The organism is Solirubrobacter soli DSM 22325 (genome assembly GCF_000423665.1).
Lineage (GTDB): Bacteria > Actinomycetota > Thermoleophilia > Solirubrobacterales > Solirubrobacteraceae > Solirubrobacter > Solirubrobacter soli.
This window is the reverse complement of sequence record NZ_KE384070.1, coordinates 1-19,260: the sequence shown is the minus strand read 5'-3', so window position 1 is coordinate 19,260 and position 19,260 is coordinate 1. Positions and strand designations below refer to the sequence as shown.

General features: G+C 70.6%; 17 protein-coding genes. 7 read left to right on the top strand and 10 right to left on the bottom strand.

Annotated elements, in window-relative coordinates; genetic code table 11:
• The first annotated feature begins 101 nt into the window (after positions 1–101).
• Both G569_RS53580 and G569_RS0133005 read left to right on the top strand, forming a co-directional pair.
• Entirely contained in the window at positions 102–917 is an 816-nt protein-coding gene (locus G569_RS53580; protein ID WP_053227342.1) for a hypothetical protein, read from the top strand.
• A complete protein-coding gene (locus G569_RS0133005) occupies positions 914–1,831 on the top strand; it encodes a pyridoxamine 5'-phosphate oxidase family protein (RefSeq protein WP_028066580.1) in 918 nt (305 codons plus the stop codon). Before G569_RS53580 ends, G569_RS0133005 begins: the two co-directional genes overlap by 4 nt.
• Positions 1,832–1,871: 40 nt before the next feature.
• Here the strand turns inward: G569_RS0133005 and G569_RS61740 are convergent, their stop codons facing one another.
• Positions 1,872–2,801 carry a GNAT family N-acetyltransferase gene (locus G569_RS61740; protein ID WP_084285951.1) on the bottom strand — a complete coding sequence of 310 codons (930 nt, stop codon included), beginning with the start codon at positions 2,799–2,801 and terminating at the stop codon, positions 1,872–1,874.
• Positions 2,802–3,010: 209 nt separating this feature from the next.
• Entirely contained in the window at positions 3,011–3,604 is a 594-nt protein-coding gene (locus G569_RS0132990) for a helix-turn-helix domain-containing protein (protein WP_028066579.1), read from the bottom strand.
• Between the two features lie 79 nt (positions 3,605–3,683).
• Between G569_RS0132990 and G569_RS0132985 the strand changes: the two genes are divergently transcribed.
• Both G569_RS0132985 and G569_RS0132980 read left to right on the top strand, forming a co-directional pair.
• The gene (locus G569_RS0132985) at positions 3,684–4,613 is read left to right on the top strand and encodes an NAD(P)/FAD-dependent oxidoreductase (RefSeq protein WP_028066578.1); all 930 of its coding nucleotides are present in this window, start codon (positions 3,684–3,686) and stop codon (positions 4,611–4,613) included.
• A gap of 33 nt (positions 4,614–4,646) precedes the next feature.
• Positions 4,647–4,892, top strand: coding sequence for a putative antibiotic biosynthesis monooxygenase (locus G569_RS0132980; RefSeq protein ID WP_028066577.1), 246 nt, complete (start codon positions 4,647–4,649; stop codon positions 4,890–4,892).
• A gap of 139 nt (positions 4,893–5,031) precedes the next feature.
• Here G569_RS0132980 and G569_RS0132975 read toward each other — a convergent pair whose 3' ends face one another.
• From G569_RS0132975 to G569_RS63240, 5 genes are all read right to left on the bottom strand, one after another.
• Complete coding sequence (locus G569_RS0132975) at positions 5,032–6,231, bottom strand: MFS transporter (protein WP_037501044.1); 1,200 nt, start codon at positions 6,229–6,231, stop codon at positions 5,032–5,034.
• Positions 6,228–6,419 (bottom strand): zf-HC2 domain-containing protein, encoded by a 192-nt coding sequence (locus G569_RS53570; protein WP_064750504.1) that lies wholly within the window; start codon positions 6,417–6,419, stop codon positions 6,228–6,230. The genes G569_RS0132975 and G569_RS53570 overlap by 4 nt, the downstream gene beginning before the upstream one ends.
• On the bottom strand, positions 6,416–7,012 hold the full coding sequence (locus G569_RS0132965; RefSeq protein ID WP_037501041.1) for a sigma-70 family RNA polymerase sigma factor: 597 nt from the start codon (positions 7,010–7,012) through the stop codon (positions 6,416–6,418). The genes G569_RS53570 and G569_RS0132965 overlap by 4 nt, the downstream gene beginning before the upstream one ends.
• Positions 7,013–7,014: 2 nt before the next feature.
• The gene (locus G569_RS0132960; protein ID WP_037501038.1) at positions 7,015–7,506 is read right to left on the bottom strand and encodes a peroxiredoxin family protein; all 492 of its coding nucleotides are present in this window, start codon (positions 7,504–7,506) and stop codon (positions 7,015–7,017) included.
• A gap of 148 nt (positions 7,507–7,654) precedes the next feature.
• A complete protein-coding gene (locus G569_RS63240; protein WP_157592484.1) occupies positions 7,655–10,798 on the bottom strand; it encodes an Ig-like domain-containing protein in 3,144 nt (1,047 codons plus the stop codon).
• A 243-nt stretch (positions 10,799–11,041) separates the two neighbouring features.
• Here G569_RS63240 and G569_RS0132950 point away from each other — a divergent pair, with 243 nt between their 5' ends.
• Complete coding sequence (locus G569_RS0132950; RefSeq protein WP_169542299.1) at positions 11,042–11,386, top strand: VOC family protein; 345 nt, start codon at positions 11,042–11,044, stop codon at positions 11,384–11,386.
• 145 nt (positions 11,387–11,531) lie between these two features.
• On the opposite strand, the gene G569_RS0132945 is transcribed toward G569_RS0132950, so the two are convergent.
• Positions 11,532–11,750, bottom strand: a complete 219-nt coding sequence (locus tag G569_RS0132945; protein WP_028066571.1) for a hypothetical protein — start codon at positions 11,748–11,750, stop codon at positions 11,532–11,534.
• 260 nt (positions 11,751–12,010) lie between these two features.
• Complete coding sequence (locus tag G569_RS0132940; RefSeq protein WP_157592483.1) at positions 12,011–15,490, bottom strand: ThuA domain-containing protein; 3,480 nt, start codon at positions 15,488–15,490, stop codon at positions 12,011–12,013.
• Between the two features lie 712 nt (positions 15,491–16,202).
• Here G569_RS0132940 and G569_RS0132935 point away from each other — a divergent pair.
• Positions 16,203–16,619 (top strand): hypothetical protein, encoded by a 417-nt coding sequence (locus tag G569_RS0132935; protein ID WP_157592482.1) that lies wholly within the window; start codon positions 16,203–16,205, stop codon positions 16,617–16,619.
• Positions 16,620–16,818: 199 nt separating this feature from the next.
• Complete coding sequence (locus G569_RS61730; RefSeq protein ID WP_169542298.1) at positions 16,819–17,565, top strand: TetR/AcrR family transcriptional regulator; 747 nt, start codon at positions 16,819–16,821, stop codon at positions 17,563–17,565.
• A gap of 613 nt (positions 17,566–18,178) precedes the next feature.
• Here the strand turns inward: G569_RS61730 and G569_RS0132920 are convergent.
• On the bottom strand, positions 18,179–19,260 hold a 1,082-nt coding region (locus G569_RS0132920; RefSeq protein ID WP_211233068.1), incomplete at its 5' end, for an IS110 family RNA-guided transposase.

Genomic DNA, 19,260 nt, shown 5'->3' with positions numbered 1-19,260 from the left:
CCACCACAGCCGCCGTACACCGCGGCGACACCGCTCGAGGAAGCCGGTTCGGGTCGCGTTCGGCGACCGAGGGCGGTGCGCCTGGGCGCGATGATCGCGTGTTGGCCGGCACGCGGGTCTTGGGCGCCGTGATCGTGCCGTTCCTGCTCGTCGCGTTCACCCTTCTGTACTTCTTCCCCGACGACACGCGCCATTGGTTCGCCTGGGACGTCCAGCCCACGATCACGCCGCTGATCATGGGCGCCGGCTACGTCGCGGGCGCGTACTTCTTCGTGCGCGTGGCCCGCGAAACGCGCTGGCATCGCGTCCACGTCGGCTTTCTCCCCGTCACCGCCTTCACGCTTTTCATGGCGATCGGGACGTTCAACCACCTCGATCGCTTCGCCACCGCCCACGTCGCCTTCTGGATCTGGGTAGGGCTCTATGTGGTCACGCCCGTGCTGGTCCCGCTGGCGTGGGTGCGCAACCGTGCGACGGACCCGCGCGTGCCGGAGCCCGGCGAGCCACCGCTGCCGCGCGCGGTGCGGCCGCTGTTGCTGATCGTGGGCGGAGCGCAGTCGCTGGTCGCGCTCGTGCTGCTGCTCTCGCCGAGCACGATGATCGAGCACTGGCCGTGGCTGCTGACGCCGCTGACGGCCCAGACCCTCGGCGGCTGGTTCGCGCTCCCGGGTGTCACGGCGTTGATGATGGGCCTCGACGGGCGCTGGAGCGCGATCCGCATCACGCTCGAGAGCCAGCTGATCGGCCTCGCGCTGATCCTGCTCGCGACGGCGCGCGCGTGGGAGGACGTGGACACGTCCAACGCGCTGGCATACGTGTTCGTGGCCGGCATCGCCGCGCTCTTCGTCCTGCTGGCCGCGCTCGAGGGCGCGATGCTGCTGCGCGAGCGTGCCCGCACAACGGCGGTGACACGGTGAGTCCGGTCGTCTGGGACGACGAGGTCGATGGCGTGCTCGCCGGCGATCTGACCGCGGCACTCGGCTACCGGACGCCCGCCGGCGGCGTCGTCGTGCAGGCGGTCGCGCCGATCGGGATGCGCGACCGCGACGCGGGCACGATCGGCTTCACGACGTCACTCGGGTTCAGCAAGAAGCTCGAGCGGATCGCGCGGGACCCGCGCGTCGCGATGGCCTTCCACGCCCGCGAACACGGCACGTGCCACAGCGACCTCTACGTCCTCGTCCAAGGCACCGCGCGTGTCATCGAGCAACCGACCGCTCAACAGCGCCAACGGGTCCGCGAGCTGTCCACCTTGCAACTCGGACCGCCGGCCGAGGGGCCGTTCTGGAACCGCTGGCTGCGCGAGTACTACCGCGCACGCGTGCCGGTCGAGATCACCGTCGAACGCATCGCGACCTGGCCCGACCTGCGCTGCGCCGGGGAACGCCGAGTGATCGGCGAGCCGTGGCCTGAGGCCGAACCGGCCTCGCAAAGCCCGCCCAAGAACGGCACCGGCCCACGCATCGACGCCACACGCGCCCGCCGCCGGCTGATCAAGACCGCGCACCATCTGGCCGGGTTCGCCGGCGCCGACGGCCGACCGGTCGTGGTCCCGGTGACCATCGGCGCCATGCACGACGGCCGACTCGAGCTCACCGGCCGCGCACTGCCGCCCGGCGCCCGCCGGGCCGGCCTGCTCGGGCACCGCTACCAACCGCGGCTGATCGGTCTCGAGACCCGCCAGTACACGGGCTGGTTGGACACGACGCTCTACGCGCCACACACCGAGACGGGCTACCGCGCGCCCGCGAACAAGACGCTCTTGCTCCTGCTCAACGGGCTGCTCGCCAAACGCGGCGTCCGGGCCGCTGCCCGGAGTTCCCGCGAATGACGCCTGCACTCCAGTCGTGCTCGGATCGCGTCAACGTCCATCAGGCGCCGGCTCCGTCCGCCGTGCGCAGGTCGAGGTCCAACCACACGCGGTCGCGCAGTGGGATCCCGTCCACGTCCTGCGGCGCATATCCGCTCGCTTCCGTGAACGCATCGCGTTCGATCCGGCGCATCCGGAAGCCGAGCCGCTGATAGAAGCGCAGGTTGCCGATGTCGGCCGAAGCGGTGGCAACAGCCAGCAGTGCGTGTCCTTCCGCGCGCGCGAGATCGATCGCGGCCCGCATCAACGAGCGCCCGATGCCGCGCCGCTCGTGCGACTCCAGCACGGCCATGTTCTTGACCTCGAGTGACGCCGCATCGCCGACCAGCTGGAGGTGTCCGACGATTCGACCGCGATCGAGGGCGACGAGGACGCGTCCCGCGTCGAGGTAGCGGTCGAGCTCGGCCGGCGAGTCGTCCGCGAGCTCGAACAGAGACCGCAGGCCCGCCCGAGAGCCGCGATGCATCTGGATGTCGATCCAGCCGCGAGCGGGACGCGCGACGTCCGCGAGCGGCTTGCGCATGATCACGTGATCGTGGCCGAAGGGGTAGTCGCGCAGCGTGCCGACGACCTCGAACCCGTGCCGGCGGTAGAAGTCAGGTGCTTGGAAGGAGTGCGTCTCCAACGCGAGCTGCAGGCACTCGCGATCACGCGCGAGCCGCTCGACGCCATCGAGCAGCCGCCCGCCGAGCCCGGACCCCCGCATGTCGTCACGCACCCACAGCGACTCGATCCAGCACGTGGCGCCCCAACTCCAGCCATGGAGGCCGCCGAGCAGCTCATCACCCTCTCCGAGCTCGGTGAGAAGCAGTTCGCGCGCATCCACGATTCCTGTCGCGTCCGCGTTGAAGCGGTCCAGCTCATCCATCAGCCGCTGAGCGATCGCTTGCTCGGACGGACGAAGCGCCACCACGGGCGGGGCGTCAGTCATGTGCGTCGTCGCCGGGTATGGGTGATCGGTGATGCCATTCGAGCCAAGTCCGCGCCGCGCCCAAGGCGTTACACGCGTCGGCTCCTGACCGGGTCAGACCAGCGCCGGGACGGGCGCGGCGGCAGGACGCGGGTCGGAGCTGCGTAGCGCGGCCGGACTGGCGCTCGTGTTGCTGTTTCCGGGAACGACTCTCGAGCTGATGCTCGGGGTCAGTCGTGGCGGTGTTCGTGGCGCGGACCGGCGCGGACCTGCATGCGTTCGCCGTGGGTGCCGTGGACGCTGAGGATCTCGACCGGTTGGTCGCCGGTGGGGCCGAACCAGTGCGGCATCCGGGTGTCGAACTCGGCGACCTCGCCGGCCTGCATGACGATGTCGTGCTCGCCGAGGATCAGCCGCATCTCCCCGGAGAGCACGTAGAGCCATTCGTAGCCCGCGTGCGTACGAAGCCGCCGTTCCTTCTCCGGCGGGATCACGACCTTCCAGACCGCCATCGAGCTCGACTGCCCCGTCAGCGGGTACACGAGCCGGCCGTTGCGGGTCTTGGCCTGCGAGCGGATCCGCGGGTCGCCGACGCGCGGCGCGCCGACGAGCTCGTCCAGCGGCAGGTGAAACGCCTCCGCCAGCGGGAGCAGCAGCTCCAGGCTGGGCTTGCGCTCGCCGTTCTCCAGCCGTGAGAGCGTGCTCTTGGAGATCCCCGTCTGCTCCGCCAGCGCGGTCAGCGTCAGCTCGCGGCGTTCGCGCAGCCGCCGCAGCCGGGGGCCGACCTCGGCCAGCACGTCCGGGCCCGCGTGCGCTTCCGCCACGAGGCCGACGCTACCGGCGTTTCCCGGAAACGGCAACGAACCCTTCTCAAAACGCCGGCCGCCGCGCAGGCTGAAGGGCATGAACACCGGAAGAGAACCTGAGCTCTACGAGGTCGCGATCATCGGCGGCGGCCCGGCGGGCCTGAGCGCGGCACTCGTGCTCGGGCGCGCCCGTCGCCGCGTGATCGTCATCGACGCCGCCAGGCCGCGCAACGCCCCGGCCGCGCACATGCAGGGCTTCCTGTCCCGCGACGGCACGCCCCCAAGTGAGCTCCTCGATCTCGGGCGGGCGGAGGTCCTGCACTACGGGGTCGAGGTCGTCACCGACCGCGTCGTCGATGCGCTCGGCGACTTCACGCTGCGCATGCTGAGCGGCCGGTTCGTCGAGGCTCGCCACGTGCTGCTGGCCACCGGCGCCGGGGACGTGCTGCCCACGGGGATCGAGGGCGCCCGGGAGCGCTGGGGCCGCGATTTCCTGCACTGCCCGTACTGCCACGGCTGGGAGGTCCGCGACCGGCCCGTCGGCGTGCTCGGCTCGGTCGAGCACGCGCACCTGCTGCGCCAGTGGACCGACGACGTGACCCTGTTCACCCACTCCACCGCTGTCACCGACGCCGAGCGCGCGACGCTTCACGCTCGCGGCATCGCGATCGTCGACGGCACCGTCGAGCGGCTGGTCGTCGAGGACGACCGGCTACGCGCCGTGCAGCTCGCCGGCGGGCGGATGGTCGAGCGCGCCGCCGTCTTCATGCGTCCGGCGCTGCGTGCGAACCTCGACAACCCGGCCGTGCTGCTCGGCTGTGAGCTGCGCGACGACGGGCTCGTGCACACCGGCGCGGACGGGCGCACCAGCGTCCCCGGCGTGTGGGCGGCGGGCAACGCCACCAACCCGCGCGCCCAGGTGATCACCGCCGCCGGCGAAGGCTCCGCCGCGGCGATCGCCATCAACACCGAGCTCGTCCGAGCCGACATCGACGCCTCCGCCCGCGCACTCCGCAGCGCAGCCTGACCTCCCCGACCCTGCGAAGAAAGACAGGCTCCCATGACCCCCGACACCGCCCCCGCGCGTCCCGCACCGCCGAGCCGCCACCAGCTCGCGCTGATGATCTGGCTGTGCGTGTTCCCCACCCTCACGCTGCTCAACGTGACCCTCAGCGACTGGCTGGCGCCGATGTCCACCGTCCTGCGCACGTTCGTGCTGGCCACGATCGCCGTGCCGATCGTCATCTACGGCCTCATGCCCCACCTCCACCGCGCCCGCGGGCGCCTGCTCGCGAGCCGGCGCTGACCCGAGCGACCAGAGGCAGAGCGATCCGCGCCCGCGACCGCCGACCCAGACGCACGCGGCGCCGCGCTCAGGCAGCTCCACCACGTCGCGATGCAACGCGGTAGGTCCGCCACGGTCAGACGCGGCTCGAACAACTCGATCATCGGCGGCCACCCGCCAGCAGGTGGGCGCTGGGCAGCGCGCGCAGGCGCAGCATCCCGGCGGCGCCGAGCAGTGGCCCGGCGGCGAGCGGAAGCAGCGCGAACCGCCACCCGGCCGCGTCGGCGAAGACCGGCACGAGCCGGATGCTCGCCACGGTCAGCGCGAACCCGAGCGCCAGTTGGAGCGTCAGCGCCGAGCCTGCGTACTCCGGCCGAGCGAGCTCGGTCACCGCCGCGGAGAACTGCGCCGAGTCGGCGATCACGGCCGCGCCCCAGACGACCAACACGACGACGAGCACAGCGGACGGGGCGTCGAAGGCGAGCGGGCTCGCGACGCAGCATGCGGCGCTGGCGAACATCGCCGCGCTGGTGGTGGCGGTCCGCCCGATCCGGTCTGCCAGCACGCCGCCGCCGACGCAACCCGCCAGCCCCGCCACTCCGATCGCCGCGAACGCGACGACGCCGGCCTCGACGCGGCCTGGCGCCATGTCTCGCGAAGCGGCGAAGAACATCGGCAGCCAAGCCCAGAGCGCGTACAACTCCCACATGTGACCGAGGTACGAGCCCGTCGTGAGGCGCAGCGGCCGCTCGCGGAGCGTCCGCCAGGCCGCGCCAAGGTCCAGCGGCGGCGCGGAATGCATCGTGCGCCCGGCGCGTACCGGCAGGATCGCCGGCACGGCGCCGAGCGCAAGCACGGACGTGGCTGCGATCGTCGCCTGCCATGGGATGTCCGCCAGGCCGCGGACGAGATGTGGCATCGAAGAGCCGAAGGTGAGCGCGCCGACGACAGTCCCCGCGGCGAGGCCGCGTCCGCGGTCGAAATGGGTGGCGACGAGCCGCACGCCGGGTGCGTAGACGCCCGCGATCGCCACGCCGACCAGAAACCGTGACGGGAGTGCCGGGGCCAGCCCTCCCGCTGCCAGCAGCTCGGCGTTGAACAGTGCGGCGGCCACCGCCGAGGCCGCCATCAGGTGCCGCGGCTCGAGCCGGTCGGGAAGGTTGAGCACCGCCGAGACGACGCTGCCGGTGATGAAGCCGGCCTGCACCGCGATCACCAGCCACGCCGCGCCCGCGTCGGTCAGCTGCCAGTCGCGGCTGAGCGCGGGAACGACCGCGGTGGCACTGAACCACGTCGAGTTGGCGAGCACGGCCGCGAGCGCCACGCGCAGCAGCGCGCGCCGCGCCACCAGAGCGGTCATCGCCAGACGCGGAGCAGCGCGTCGAAGTCCTCGGCGCACGGCGGGCAGGCCCGGAGGTGCGCGATGATCGCTGGGTCCGGCTCACGTCCTGCGAGCACGTCCTCCACGAACACGTGCAGCAGCTCCAGCGTGCGCTCGCAGCCTGCGTCGCGCGGGTCCACGGTCAGGAAGCGTTCAAGCGTCGTCATTCGTCATCCAGGTGTCCACCGGCGACGAGCTGCTCGCGCAGCTTGCGCCGGGCGTCGTACAGGGTCTTGTAGATCGCGTTGCGGCTCGAGCCGAGCTCCACGACCAGCGCATCGAGCGGGATGTCGTTGAGGATGCGCGCCACGAACACGCGCCGCTGGTGCTCGGTCAGGACATCGTCGACGGCGCGGCGCAGTGCGGCCAGCAGCTCGCGCGACTCGCTCTCGCGCGTCGGGTCGAGCCCGAAGCGATCCGGCAGCCGGTCCCAGTCCTCGGCGTCCATCGGCGTGTGCGGCCCGTGCCAGAAGTGGCGCCCGGACTTCTTGGCGACCTCGAACAGGACGAACTTGTACGCCCAGGTGAGGAACCGGCTCTCGCCGCGAAACTCCGGCAACCGCCGGCCGATCGACACGAGCGCATCCGCCGTCGCCTGATGCGCGAGGTCGTCGAGCTCAGGGCCGCCGATCCACGCGCGCCGCCCGAGCTCACGTCGCGCGAACCGCAGCAGCAGGCCGTGCAGCCGCGCATAGGCCGCGTCGCATTCGCGGGACGTGAGCGCGCGCGGCCAGTCGACGGACTCGGTCTCGACCAGCATGCTCAGGCAGCGGCGTGTTCGTGTTCGCGGACGTAGCGGATGAACCCGATCACGTCGTCAGGCACGAGGCGGCCGATCGCGTTGGTCGAGTAGACGCCGACGAGGACCTTGCCCTCCGGCCCGACCACGAAACCGGTCGACTCGACGTAGCCGGCGTCCGGGTTGACCACCGCACCCGTCGCCTGGGCGAGCGCGCGCGCATCGGCGCTGTGGCCGACCGGAAAGCTGAGGCCGTGCCTGTCGATGGTCGCCTGCGTGGTCGCCTCGTCGTCGATCGAGAGCGCGACCACATGCGCGCCGACCTCGGCGAGCTTGTCCTGCGCACGCTCGAACGCCCGCAACTGCGCGTTGCAGTACGGGCACCAGCTGCCGCGGTAGAACAACACGACGGTGTACTCACCAGGCACTGGCAGCCCGAGCGTGTCACCGCCCGGGCGAACGAGCGTCAACGGCGGAAAGGCGTCGCCAGGCGTGAGGAGGTTCGAAATTGTCATATGCGCTTGGTTCCAAGCGCTCGACGGATCTCACCTCTGGTCCCGTCAAATCGACAAGCGTTACTGGCTGCACCGCCTTGACGCGGCACGCACCGGTGACGGGTGCCGCATCGCGGGCGTCACCGGTCTCCTCACGACCTCGTTATCTTCAGCCGATCCGCAGCAAGGAGCCTGCGGACACCGGCGACGTGTTCCCGGCGATGTCGGTCGTCCGCGCTGTGAACGTGTGCGTCCCACTCGGGGCGCCGGTGAACTGTTTCGACCATGTGCCGTTGCCGGCGGCCACGGTTCCGCGGGACGATCCGTCCTCGAACACCTCCACGGTCGTGCCCGCCTCGGCGGTACCGGTGAGTGTGAACGTGGTCGGGGCGCTGCCGGTCGGTGCGATGATGACCGGTGCCGCGGGTGCGCGTGTGTCGATCTGGATGACCCGGACGGCGGAGCTCGGCGAGGTCCCTCCAAGGTTGCTCGCCTTGGCGGTGAACAGGTACGCGCCGTCGGCGGCCACCGTGACGGTCCGGGTCCAGGTGCCGGACGCGCTCGTGGTGGTCGTTCCGAGCGATGCCCCGTCGGCGAAGATCTCGACCGTCGCACCGAGCTGGGCCGTGCCCGACAGCGTGAGCGTCGCGCTGCGGCTCCAGCTATAGGACGCCGGCGCCGTGATCGCCGGCGCCGGCGGCGCCCACACCGGGCCCGGAGTGGGCGCCGGAGTCGGGGTGGGCGTTGCGGTGGGAGTCGGGGTCGGGGTCGGGGTCGGGGTTCGGGTCGGCGTCGCGGTCGGCGTCGGCGTCGGGGTGGGGGTCGGCGTCGGGGTGGGGGTCGGCGTCGGGGTGGGGGTCGGCGTCGGGGTGGGGGTCGCGGTCGGAGTCGGAGTCGCGGTGGGCGTCGGCGTCGGAGTGGGCGTCGGGCTCGGAGTCGGAGTGGGCGTCGGCGTGCCCGGCGCCTGATCGAACGGGAGGAGCAGTTGGGTCAGCGGACCGGGGACGGGCTGCACGGGCGTGTACGCGTCTGCTCTCGGTGCCGGCACGGCGAGGACCCACGGGCTGTCGATCACGCCTCGGAACGGTGAGCCGCCGTTGGCGGCGTCGCCGACCGAGAACGGGGTCGTGCCGTCACCGCGTGCGATGTAGGGGGCGTAATTGCCGTCGTAGTACAGGCGCCCGTCGACGCCGACGACGACCTGTTCGCTGTCGCGCACGCCGCCTTCCACCAGGTGGAACTCGCCCGGTGCGACGCTGCCGGCCGGCGAGGCCGCGGTCACCGTGCGCGGCTTGGTCCCGGCCCAGATCACCGAGTAGATGACCCGCCGCGCCGCGCCGTCGTAGACCAGGCGGGCGATCGAAGCGCCGTCACCCGGCGTGGCTCCCGTCTTCCACTGCCCGATGATCGTCTGCTCGGACGCGATGCTCGCGTCGGGCTTGACCCACGCGCCCATCCGGTGCTTGTACGGAATCGTGAACTGCGCGACGAGGAGCCTGCCGGTGCCGTTGAACGCGAACGCGCCACCGAAGACGCCCGTCGTCGCTTGCGGGAGCGTCCCAGTGACGGTCACGGCGCGGTCGTTGGGCGAGATGTCGTCGAGTGGGCCACTCGGGGTCGCGACGGGGGTCGGCGTCGGTGTCGGCGAGGGAACGGCGCCACCGGTGGTCACGACGACGGGCTGTGGCTCGGTCAGCGCCGAGGCGCCGGTCGCGTTGACGGTGCGCGCCGAGAGCTGGTGCCTGCCCTCGGTGAGGTTGTTGACGCTCAGCCGCCACCGGCCGTCGATGACCGACGCGCCGGCCGTGAAGAACGGCGCCGGGAAGCGTGGCCCCGACGCGCTGTCATAGACCTCGACCCTGGCGCCGCGTTCGGCGGTGCCCGTGAGCACCACCCACCCGGTCTGCGTGGTCGCCGGAGCCGAGAAAACAGGCGGCGCCGGCAACGGCCGCGCCGGAGCATTGACGGTGAAGGACCGTTTGCGCTGCGAGCCCCGGAAGGCGAAGTCGTCCACGCCTTGGACGCCGAACTGATAGCTGCCGGGCTCGAGTCCCGTGTACGTGATCGGCGAGGCACAGGGCTCGCCGCGCTCGCGGCCGAGGCTGAGACCGTCGCGGGTGAGTTCGCACTCGAAGTGGAACGGCTGCTCGCCCGGGCTCGGCTTGGACTCGAACGCGAACGTCGCCGTGCCGTTGGACGGGGCGCTGTGCGACGGACCGCTCGTGATCGTCGGAAATCCCCCGGGCCTGATCGTCGCCGGGATCGGCGCCGGTGTCGGCGTCGGTGTGGGGATCACCTGAGGCACACCTGGGGTCTGGATGTAGATGTCGGAGAGCGTCGTCCGCCCGGCCCACGCCGCGGTGACACGGGCGAACCATGTGCTCGTGAGCGCGGGCGCGGAGGCGGTGAACTGCACGCCGGCCTCGCCCGGCGGGATGAAGACGGACGCCGGGACGATCAGGTCCGGGTTGTCCGACGAGAGCGAGATCGTCGTCCCGTTCGGGTTGGGTGCATTGCCGATGCCGACGGACATCACGAGTGTCCCGCCGGGGTTGATCGAGCCCTGCGAGAGCGCGAACCAGGGCGGCAGGTGACTGAAGTCGAGACGCAGCCGCGAGGTCGGCGGACGGCCCACCTGCTGCGGCCCGATCTCAGCCAGCATCGCCACCGGCGACGGGTTCCAATAGCCCCATGACGTGCTGGTGTCGGTGTTGGCCAGGAAGATCGCCCGGCGAGTGCCCTCCGGGAAGTACAGCCCGTTGCCGTCGCCGTTCGTCGACACGTACGCGCCGTCCTCCCCGGTGTACCCGCCGGAGGTGTTGATGATCAGCCCGCCGCGCGGCGCGGGCTTGTTGATCACGAAGGTGAACGGTCGAAATGGGCCCGCGAGCACGAGCGCCGCGGGACCGGTGAACGAGTCCAGCGCCCACCCTTCCTCGTCGCGCGGTGGCATGAGGACGTCCTGCGGCGCGAGCAACGAGCCCCCGTTCACCGACGCCCTGAACGAGTACTCCGTCGTGCTTCGGAACGCCGCCGGGAGATAGACATCCTGGCTCACGCTCGTCGCACCGCCCGGGACCACGGCCTTGTACTCCGGTAGGTGCCTTCCGCCCCCCAACAGCACGTCGAAGGTGACCTCCGTGCCTCCCGGCGGTGCCGGCTCGGTGAGCCTCGCCGCCAGGCGCACCGGGTCGCCCGGAGACACCGACTCGGGCCTGGCCGTGACCTCGGCCAACTTGGCCTGCGCGAACGCGGATTCCGCAAACAGCAGCGACGACAACACGACCGACACGACCACAACGGCGCGACGCACGAATCCCCCCTGGCATCGGTTGCAGGACGCGAACTTCTACTGGCCGTCGGCGTGTGCCACGTCCTCGAGCGGGAAGCGTTCAGTCAATCGTAAGAAGTCAGGACGTCGGCGGTCGAAGCGGCCCCGGCGCGATCGGTCTCAGTACGCTCGGTGGCGGAGTGGGACCGGGGGAATGCCACTTCGGGGAACCATCGGTGACGAGTATCGTGGCGCCGAATGACGACGGTGAGGATCTGCATCGACGTGGCCGACCTCGACGAGGCCGCCGCGTTCTACTGCCAGGCGCTCCAGTGCACCGAGGTCGGGCGGACCTCGCGGACGGTGAAGCTGACCGCGGGTGGCAACGAGCTCTACCTGATCCTGCAGCCTGAGGGCTCGATGCCGTTTCTCGCGGCGACCGAGGGGCGTTCGTTCGCGAGACACTGGACGCCGGTACACCTCGATTTCTCCGTTGAGGACGTCGCGATGTCCACATCGGAGATCACCAGGCTCGGCGGAAGCGTCGAGGGCCAGGAGTCGGGCGACTGGGGCAGCCTGACGCGCTGCGCGGATCCCTTTGGCAACGGCTTCTGCCTGGTCACGACCTAGGAACCATCAGCGCGATGGGGCTCCAGGCCCTCGAAACCGAGGATGCCGCGCGCTGACCACCCGCTGCCGCGCCCCGAGCCGGCAACGATTCAGAGCATCTCGCCGCCCGCGACCGGTTCGCGGTGCGGGCGGCGATCCGTGGTCGCTACGGACGGGCGACAGCGCCGATCTCGACCTGCTTGATCGGCGGGTTGACGACCCACCCGGGGAGCTGGATCGGGGTGAGGGCCCCGCAGCGGACGCAGATGATCGGCTCGTTGGGGTCAGGCTGCGAGTAGGTGGCGGCCTGGGCAGCGGGAACGACGGCGACCAGGCTCGCCGTGGCGAGGGCGCCGGCGAGGATCCTGCGAAACGGGCGGGTCATACGAGCTCCTGATGTGAGTTGCACGGTCGCCGTTGCCGGCGCTTGTGCGACACAGAGCACAAAGGGCGCCCGGAAATACGTCCCCGACTGTGAGGGTCGACGCCCGCGGCTTCAGCGCTTGGGGCGCAGCCGTCAGCGGAGCCCCGCGGACGCGGGCCGGCCTCGCGTCGGCGCTCTCCCAGCCTGCGGTCACGTCACACTGAGGTCGGCGTTCCCGCGGGCGCGCACTTCGCGCACCCGCGGGCTCGTCGACGATCAGCTCACGGAGTCGTGGTCGACAGCGTGAACGTCAGGGTCTTGCTGTAGGTGCCGGTGCGCAGCGCGTCGTTGGCACCGATCGACTGCTTGAAGTTGATCGTGACCGCCTCGTTGGAGGTCGGCGCCGACCAGGCCTTCAGCGTCGTCGGGGCGGCGGAGCCGCCGACCGGCGCGAACGCCGAGCCGACCCCGGCCTGCAGCGTCTGCGGCAACGCGAACGTGCCGTTGACGAGCTTGCCGGTGTTGGTACCGGCGGGATCGGCGACCGACAGGGTCGCGTCACCGGCGGTCGAGACCACGGTGGCCGTGCTCGTGGCCGTGTAGTCCTTGGCCACGCCGGGTGTGAAGGCACCGAACTGCGCGGGCGCGCCTAGCGCGAGCGCCAGCGTGGCCGGCACACTGCCGCCGACGCCGCCCGACGCATCCGCGGTGAACTTCGGCGCGGGCGGCTCGGTCTCGTTGCCGCTCATCCAGTTCACGAGCTCGACGCCCTTGGACTGGAGCGCCAGCAGCGCCGTGCCACCGTCGGCGCAGCTGCAGTTGGCCACGTTCTTGGCCTGGGCGACGAACGTCTTCATGAACGTCGCCGCGGACGCGTCGTTGCCGGCGCGATGCGCAGCGTCGGCGCTCTCGAGCGCGGAGCTGAGCGCCGTGTTGCCGGCGGCCGTCACGTTGCCGCCGGCCGCCGCGGCCGACAGCATGTCCCGCGCCTCGTTGAAGGTGACGCAGTTGTCGTAGCGCTGGCCGGCCGTCCACTGGATGGCGTTGAGGATCATCGACTGGAACCACGACTCGCCGGCGTACACCCAGCTGTGGCCGAGCACCGTGGTGAAGGACCGGGCGCCCTCGAAGTTGCGGCACCAGGTCATCGGGTGCACGTCCGAGTTCATCAGCGGACCGGGGCTGTAGCCGATCTGGTTGATGACCGAGTCCTCGTTCTCGTACTGCAGGGGATGGACGATGCCCATGTCGACCGGGTTGCGGTTGGTGTTGTAGAGCTCGTCGACGCTGAAGAAGCGGTTGGGCACCCCCGCCATCGACGCGTGAGCCGGATCGGCGGTCACGTACTCGACGCTGCCGCCCGCGCCGGTGTCGACCAGGATGCCGCCGTTGGAGTTGCTGCCGTGGTTGGTGAAGCCGGCCCCGTTGAGGTCCATGTACCACGGCACGTTCTCCAGCGAGTCGGTCGCGCCGTGGATCGACACGAAGCCGCCGCCCTGACGGATGTACTGCTGCAGGTTGGCGAACTCCGTCCCGTTGACCGTCGACGTGCCGCTCAGGCCGACCGTCGAGTCGAAGATGATCGTCTTGTACTGCTTGAGCGTGTTGAGATCCAGGAACGGGCTGGTGGTCAGCGAGACGCCGGCCGGAGCGTTGCGCCCCGGGGTGGTGCCGATGGCCGGGTCCCAGATGTCGACGTCGAAGCCGTTCTGGGCGCCGAGCTGCTGGATCATCCACTCGAAGTCGACGATCGACTCGTGCCGGAAGCCGCCGGCGCGGCCCGTGATGAGGACCTTGTAGCCCGCACCGGGGATGTGCGCGGGGATCATCGGGTTGTAGAAGAAGCGGATCGCCTGCACGCCGGGCTCGGCCGCGCCGACGGTCACGCCGGTGCCCGAGGTGTCGACGGGAGTGCCCTGGAGCTGAGCGATCAGCGCCTTGCCGGCGGACGACAGCACCGCGTTGGTGCCGGCGGCCGTGACGAACGACTGCAGCGACGTGATCGCGCCCGCGGTGTCGCCACCGTCGGACTTCGTCTTGGCATCGGCCAGCAGGCCCTGCAGCTCGGTCTGCTTCGCGGCGGTGATGATCCCGCGCGGGTTGGAGATCGTGACGCCGGTCGCGTGCGCCTTCGTCAGCGGAGCGGTGAGAATGATGTTGTTGAGGTTCGTCGCCGTCCCGGACGCGTGGTCATACGCCAGCGGCGCGCTCAGGATCACGTTCGGCGCCGGCGCCGCGGGCAGCGGCGAGATGTGCTTGGCGACCGTGACGACCTCCTGCTTGGCGCCCGTGTCGAGCACGATCGGCTGTCCGACGACCGGGCCGTTGTTGCTCGGCGGCTGGGCTCCACCCGGCAGCACCTCCGACGAGTAGGACGCGATCCGGACCGCGGTCGCGCCCGCCGAGGCGGCCGCCGTGAGCGTCGTGTTCACGGTCGGCGGCGGGGAGAGCGCCTTGGCGACCGTCGCCGTCTCCTGGTTGGCGCCCGAGTCGATGACGATCGTCTGACCCGGCCGGAAGCCCCACGGGGTCGACAGGCGCACGCCCATCGCGCCGACGGCCAGCGCGCCGTTGCTCGTCGTGTTGAGCGCGTTGTTCGCGAGCTGGTCGATCACGGTCGACAGGTCGGCGAACGACGTCGTGACCGCGAACACGTTCGTGTACTTCGCGGTGTTGCCGCCGCTGTCCTGGAGCGACACCGTCGTGGTGTGCTTGCCCACGGTGAGCGTGTTCATCGCGATCGTCTTCGGGATGATCTGCGTGCCGTCGATCGACATCCGCCGCGGGGCGCCGCCGCCGGCGCCGTTGCTGACGGTGTCGGTCGGGTCGTTCAGGCGCGGATCGGCGAAGATCGGGGTCAGCGTCTGGGACTGGAGGATCTTCCCGTCCACGACCTGCGGCACGTACACGGCGATGCCGCTGAGGTGGCCCTTCGTCAGCGGGCTCGCCAGCGTGACGTTCGGCGCCGGGGCCGCCGGCGCGGGCGTGACGATGCTCGCGATCTTGACGGTCTCCGCGTTGGCGCCGCGGTCGAGCTGCAGCGTGTCACCGACGGCACGGCCGGTCGTGCTCGCCAGCCGGACGCCGGTGTCGGCGGCCACGGCGGCCGCGGCCAGCGTCGTCGGCGACGTGCCCCAGATCGCGATCGGGCCGTTGGTGTCGATCTGCGAGGTGATGGTGTTGTACGTGCTGGCCACCGCCGCGTTCGCGGCGTGCGCGCCGGCCAGCGGCGCCGCCAGCGTGACGTTCGGGGCGGGCGAGGCCGGCGCCGGCGTTGGAATCGACGCGATCGTCGCCTGCTCGGCACCCGCGCCGGAGTCGATCCAGATCGTCTCCCCCACCGTCCGGTTGGTCGTGCTCGTCAACCGCACCCCGGTCGCCCCTGCCGCCGCGGCCTGGTTCAACGTCGTCCCGTTGGCCGTTCCGCGCGAGAAGTTGCCGGAGCTGTCGACCGCGCGGTAGCGCACCGTCGTGTTGCCCTGCTGCGACAACGCCGCCGCCGCCGACGCCGCCGGACCCGCCGTCACCGACGCGTCGACATAGGTCGCGCCGCCGTCCAACGAATACTGCAACTTCGACACTGCCACGTCGTCAGTGGCAGACAAGTTCAGCGTCTGCGGCACCGAGATCCGCCAGTTGCTGTTGCCATCCGGGGACGCGGCGAACGCCGCGGTCCCCAGCACCGGCGCGACGGTGTCAGCCGCCATGGCTTGCGGTACGGCCACCAGACCCAGCGCCGTCCCGGCCACGACTGCGGACATCGCCGTCGGCCAGCGCCTACGGCTCAAACCCTTCATTGATCCCTCTCCTCGCTGCGACGATGGACCCGTCCACGCGCCTCGTGCGCGCTCGTCGCCGAGCGTACCTACCGCAAATTCCGCCCGTCAACCCCCTCGACGTTTGTTTGTTGCCTCAACCGCGAAATTCGATCTCAGACTCTCATATGCCTTTGAGTCGGTTTCTGAGTGTCACGTGAGAACCCTGCGTCGACCGATTCATTGCCTGAATCGCCGAATCGACGTGATCAGCTTGCTCTGAAACACTCAGAGATCGCTCGAGGTGGCATCGTTTGCGCCTCGCGAGCTCCGGCAGGAGCGGCAGCCGACGGCGGCGACGGGTCCAGCGCGTCGTGGCGTTCGCCTGCGATAGCCTTCGCTTTTGAAGGGCACTCCGCCGGGGTCTGGCTCTCAGGCAGCGGCGCCTGACTTTCGTGAGGTCGGCTATCTCAGCGACCCGGAAGGAGCGCCGACATGCCCTTCAGCCCCGCTTTCGATTCCGAGCCGCCGACCGTCGGGCGGTTCTCATTCAGCGGCCGGAATGGAGCACGCCTGCTCGGTGCCCCCGACGACCTCGAGCCGAACGACAGCCCGTACGAACCCGCGCGGGACCTGCACGCGCCACGACGTCCTCGAGGCCGGTCACATCGTCGTCGCCCCAGCGCCGGAGCACGGAAACCCGTGGCACGGCAAGGCAATGAAGGAGAAGCTCATGACTGCCGTTCAACACAGATCCGGCGAGATCGTCGTGACCGTCACGCCGACACAGGCGAGGCATATCGCCACCGCCATCCGGCTTGACCTCATGACCCACTGGGAGCCGGACTGGCTTACGCCTTTGGCCAACCGCGAAGAGTTCAACGCGGCGCGTTCGCTCCTCGACGAGTGCGCTGACGAGCTCGAGATGCTCCACTGGGGCGAGCCGGCCGGGGACGTCGAGTTGCTCTTCGCGCGTCAGCGGCTCAGCGAGCTCGCCCTCAACCTCCTCGAAGGCGGCCAGGAGTGCATCGCCGCTCGCAACGGCGCGATCGCCGAATCTCCCGAGATTCGTCGCCAGGGCGAGGACATGATCGCGACCGCGCAGGCGATCCACCGGGCGCTCGCCCGCGCGTGATGACGAGGCGACGAGTGCTTGCGACGCATCCCAACAGGTATCGGTCACGGCGTGGGAAGAGAGGACGCACGACGTCGAATGAAATGACTTCAGCCGACTCGATCCCGTCGAATCCGACGAGTTACGAGTACGTGGAGAGCACGGCCAGAATCGTGCCGCGGCGGGGTTCGCTCCTGAGCGTTGGCCGCGGAGCTCGGGGTTGTCGCAGGAATGGCTGCGTGAACGCGCCGTTCGAGAGACGCCCGCCGTCGACCGACACCAAGGCATCGCGGGCGGTGCTGATGACGTTCGCGGTCGAGCCGGCCTCGTAGGTGCGGTCGACACCCGGCAGGAATGCCCCAAACTTCGCCGGCCCGCCGCGGCGGAAGCGACCCCGCCGGCGATGGACGAGTTCGCCGCGCGTGGCTACCGCGGCACGTCACTCGACATGGTCGCCGGCAAGCTCGGCGTCACCCGCCAGGCCCTGCTGCACTACTTCCCCTCCAAGGTCAAGCTCCTGCTCGCGGTTCTCGAGCTCCGCGAGCAGCAGGACGCCGACCGCTTCCTCCGCCTTGCACGGCAACACGGCTGGTCGTTCGCCGAGCTCTTCCCGGCGGTCGTCCGCGAGTACACCGAACGCCCCGAACTGCCGCGCTCGCACACCGTCCTCGCCGCCGAAGCCATCGACCCCGAACCACAGGCGGCCGCGCTCCTGGCTCTCCTCGAAGGCCTCCAACTTCAGGCACTGCTCGAGCCCGGGCGATCGACGTCGAGCACGCCGTCGCAGCCATGGCAAGGATGCCGCGACCCGGCGACCGCTGACGGGGCGCGGACGGGCGCCGCGCCCCGCGGTCGGTCACGGATTGGTGGTTGCGAGCGTGTAGGTCACGGCCTTCGTGCAGATGCCGGAGCGGAGCGTCTCGGTCGCGCCGATCCCCGCCGGTCCCGGCCGCGCGGGCGGCCTTGATCTGCAGGGGCGACGTCAGCGCGGCGGTCCCGTTGACCAGGCGTCCCGGCGCGAGCGGTGAGGCATCGCCCGCTGTCAGCGCTGCATCGCCGGCGGTGGAGGTCACAGTGGCGGTCGAGGTGCTCGTCTGCGTGCCCGCCGCACGCGAAGACTCGATCTCGCTGACTACCGAAGACCGGATCGGTCCGAACTTGCGCCTCCACGCGAACGGAGCAGCGGCCGCGCCACGGCTTGGTGTTGGCCCTTGCCCCGGGGGGGTGGCGAGCAAAACCGTCCTCTGAGTTAGGTTTTCCTTGCCACCCCCCTGGGCCGCTCTCGGGGGTGCTGCTTATCTGAATCGGGCTGGGTGTCAAGGGGCAGTGGTGGTGAGTGGTTGTGTTCGCTGGCTGGCGGGTCGGCTCCGTGGATGCCCGGCCTTATCTGGGTCCGCGACCCGGCGGGGGTCGGTGACGTGATGGTCGATGGGTCAGTCCGGTTGGAGTGACTCCGGCCGCTCGGTCTTTGGTGGGCCGCCGTCCGTGGGCGGGAGCCGCAGCAGCTGCGGGAGCTGGCCGGAAGGGTGGTGGTCATCTGAGAAGGTGGGCGTGGCGAAGCGACCCTGAAGCCGTTGCGGTCAGGCCGTTGCGACTCGGTCCAGCGCGCTGGGGCCGAGTTCGCGTAGGACGTGGTAGGAGCGCCGTGCGAGCTTGCGGGCGATCGTCAGTGATGCGCGTGTGTGGCTGAGGCCGCGGGCCTTGAGTGCGAGGTAGTCGGCGTGGTCTGGGCTGCTGGGCCGGCAGGCTGCCAGCGCGGCTTCGTAGAGCGCCCAGCGCAGCTGTGGGGAGCCTTGCCGGGTCAGTTTGCCCGTGCGGGCGCGGCGGTCGGAGCGGTGCACGCCGATGTCGATCCCGGCGAGGCGGACCGCCTTGCGCGATGCTGAGAGCCGGGCGACGTCGCCGAGTTCGCAGAGCGTCACGAGCGAGGTCAACTCGCCCATCCCGTAGAGACCCATCAGGGCGCGACAGCCCGTCTGGCGGCGCGCGAGCTGGCGCAGGTCGCGCTCCAGCGGCGCGATCTGGGACTCGATGGCATCGATCATCGTCAGCGCCACCTCGATCCGCTCGCGCGCGTCGATCGGCAGGCGCAGCGCGGCCAGGAAGGCGCGGCCCTCATCGGTGCGCAGCTTCTCGGGTGTGCCGCTGACGCCGTGGTGATAGAGCGTCGCCTGGATGCGTTGCATCCACTGCGTGCGTTCGCCGATCAGCGTGTGCCGCAGCCGCGCCCGCGAGCGCCACTCACGCACGTGTTCGGGCGGGATCCACGCCTCCGGCAAGCGACCCTCAGCCAGCAGCTCCCGCAGCCAGCGGGCGTCCTCGCGATCGGTCTTGGCCCGGCGCTTGCGACCCCGCAACGCGCGCGTCTCTACCGGCTCGGCCAGATGCGCCACCGCGCCTGCCGCGGTCAGCGCGTCACACACGAACAGCCACCCGGTGCAGGCCTCCACCGCCACGTGCAATTCGCGACCGGAGAAGCGCTTCGCCCACACGGTCACCGCTGCCGGCGTGGCCGCGATCCGGCCACGCATCACCTCACCTGTGTCGGTCTCGAGCGCGTCGAACGTGATCTGCCTACGGTGCACATCAAACCCGGCTACGATCGCCATCAGGGCCTCCTCCGAGCTCCGGCAATTGCCAACTGCGCGAACCATCTCGCACC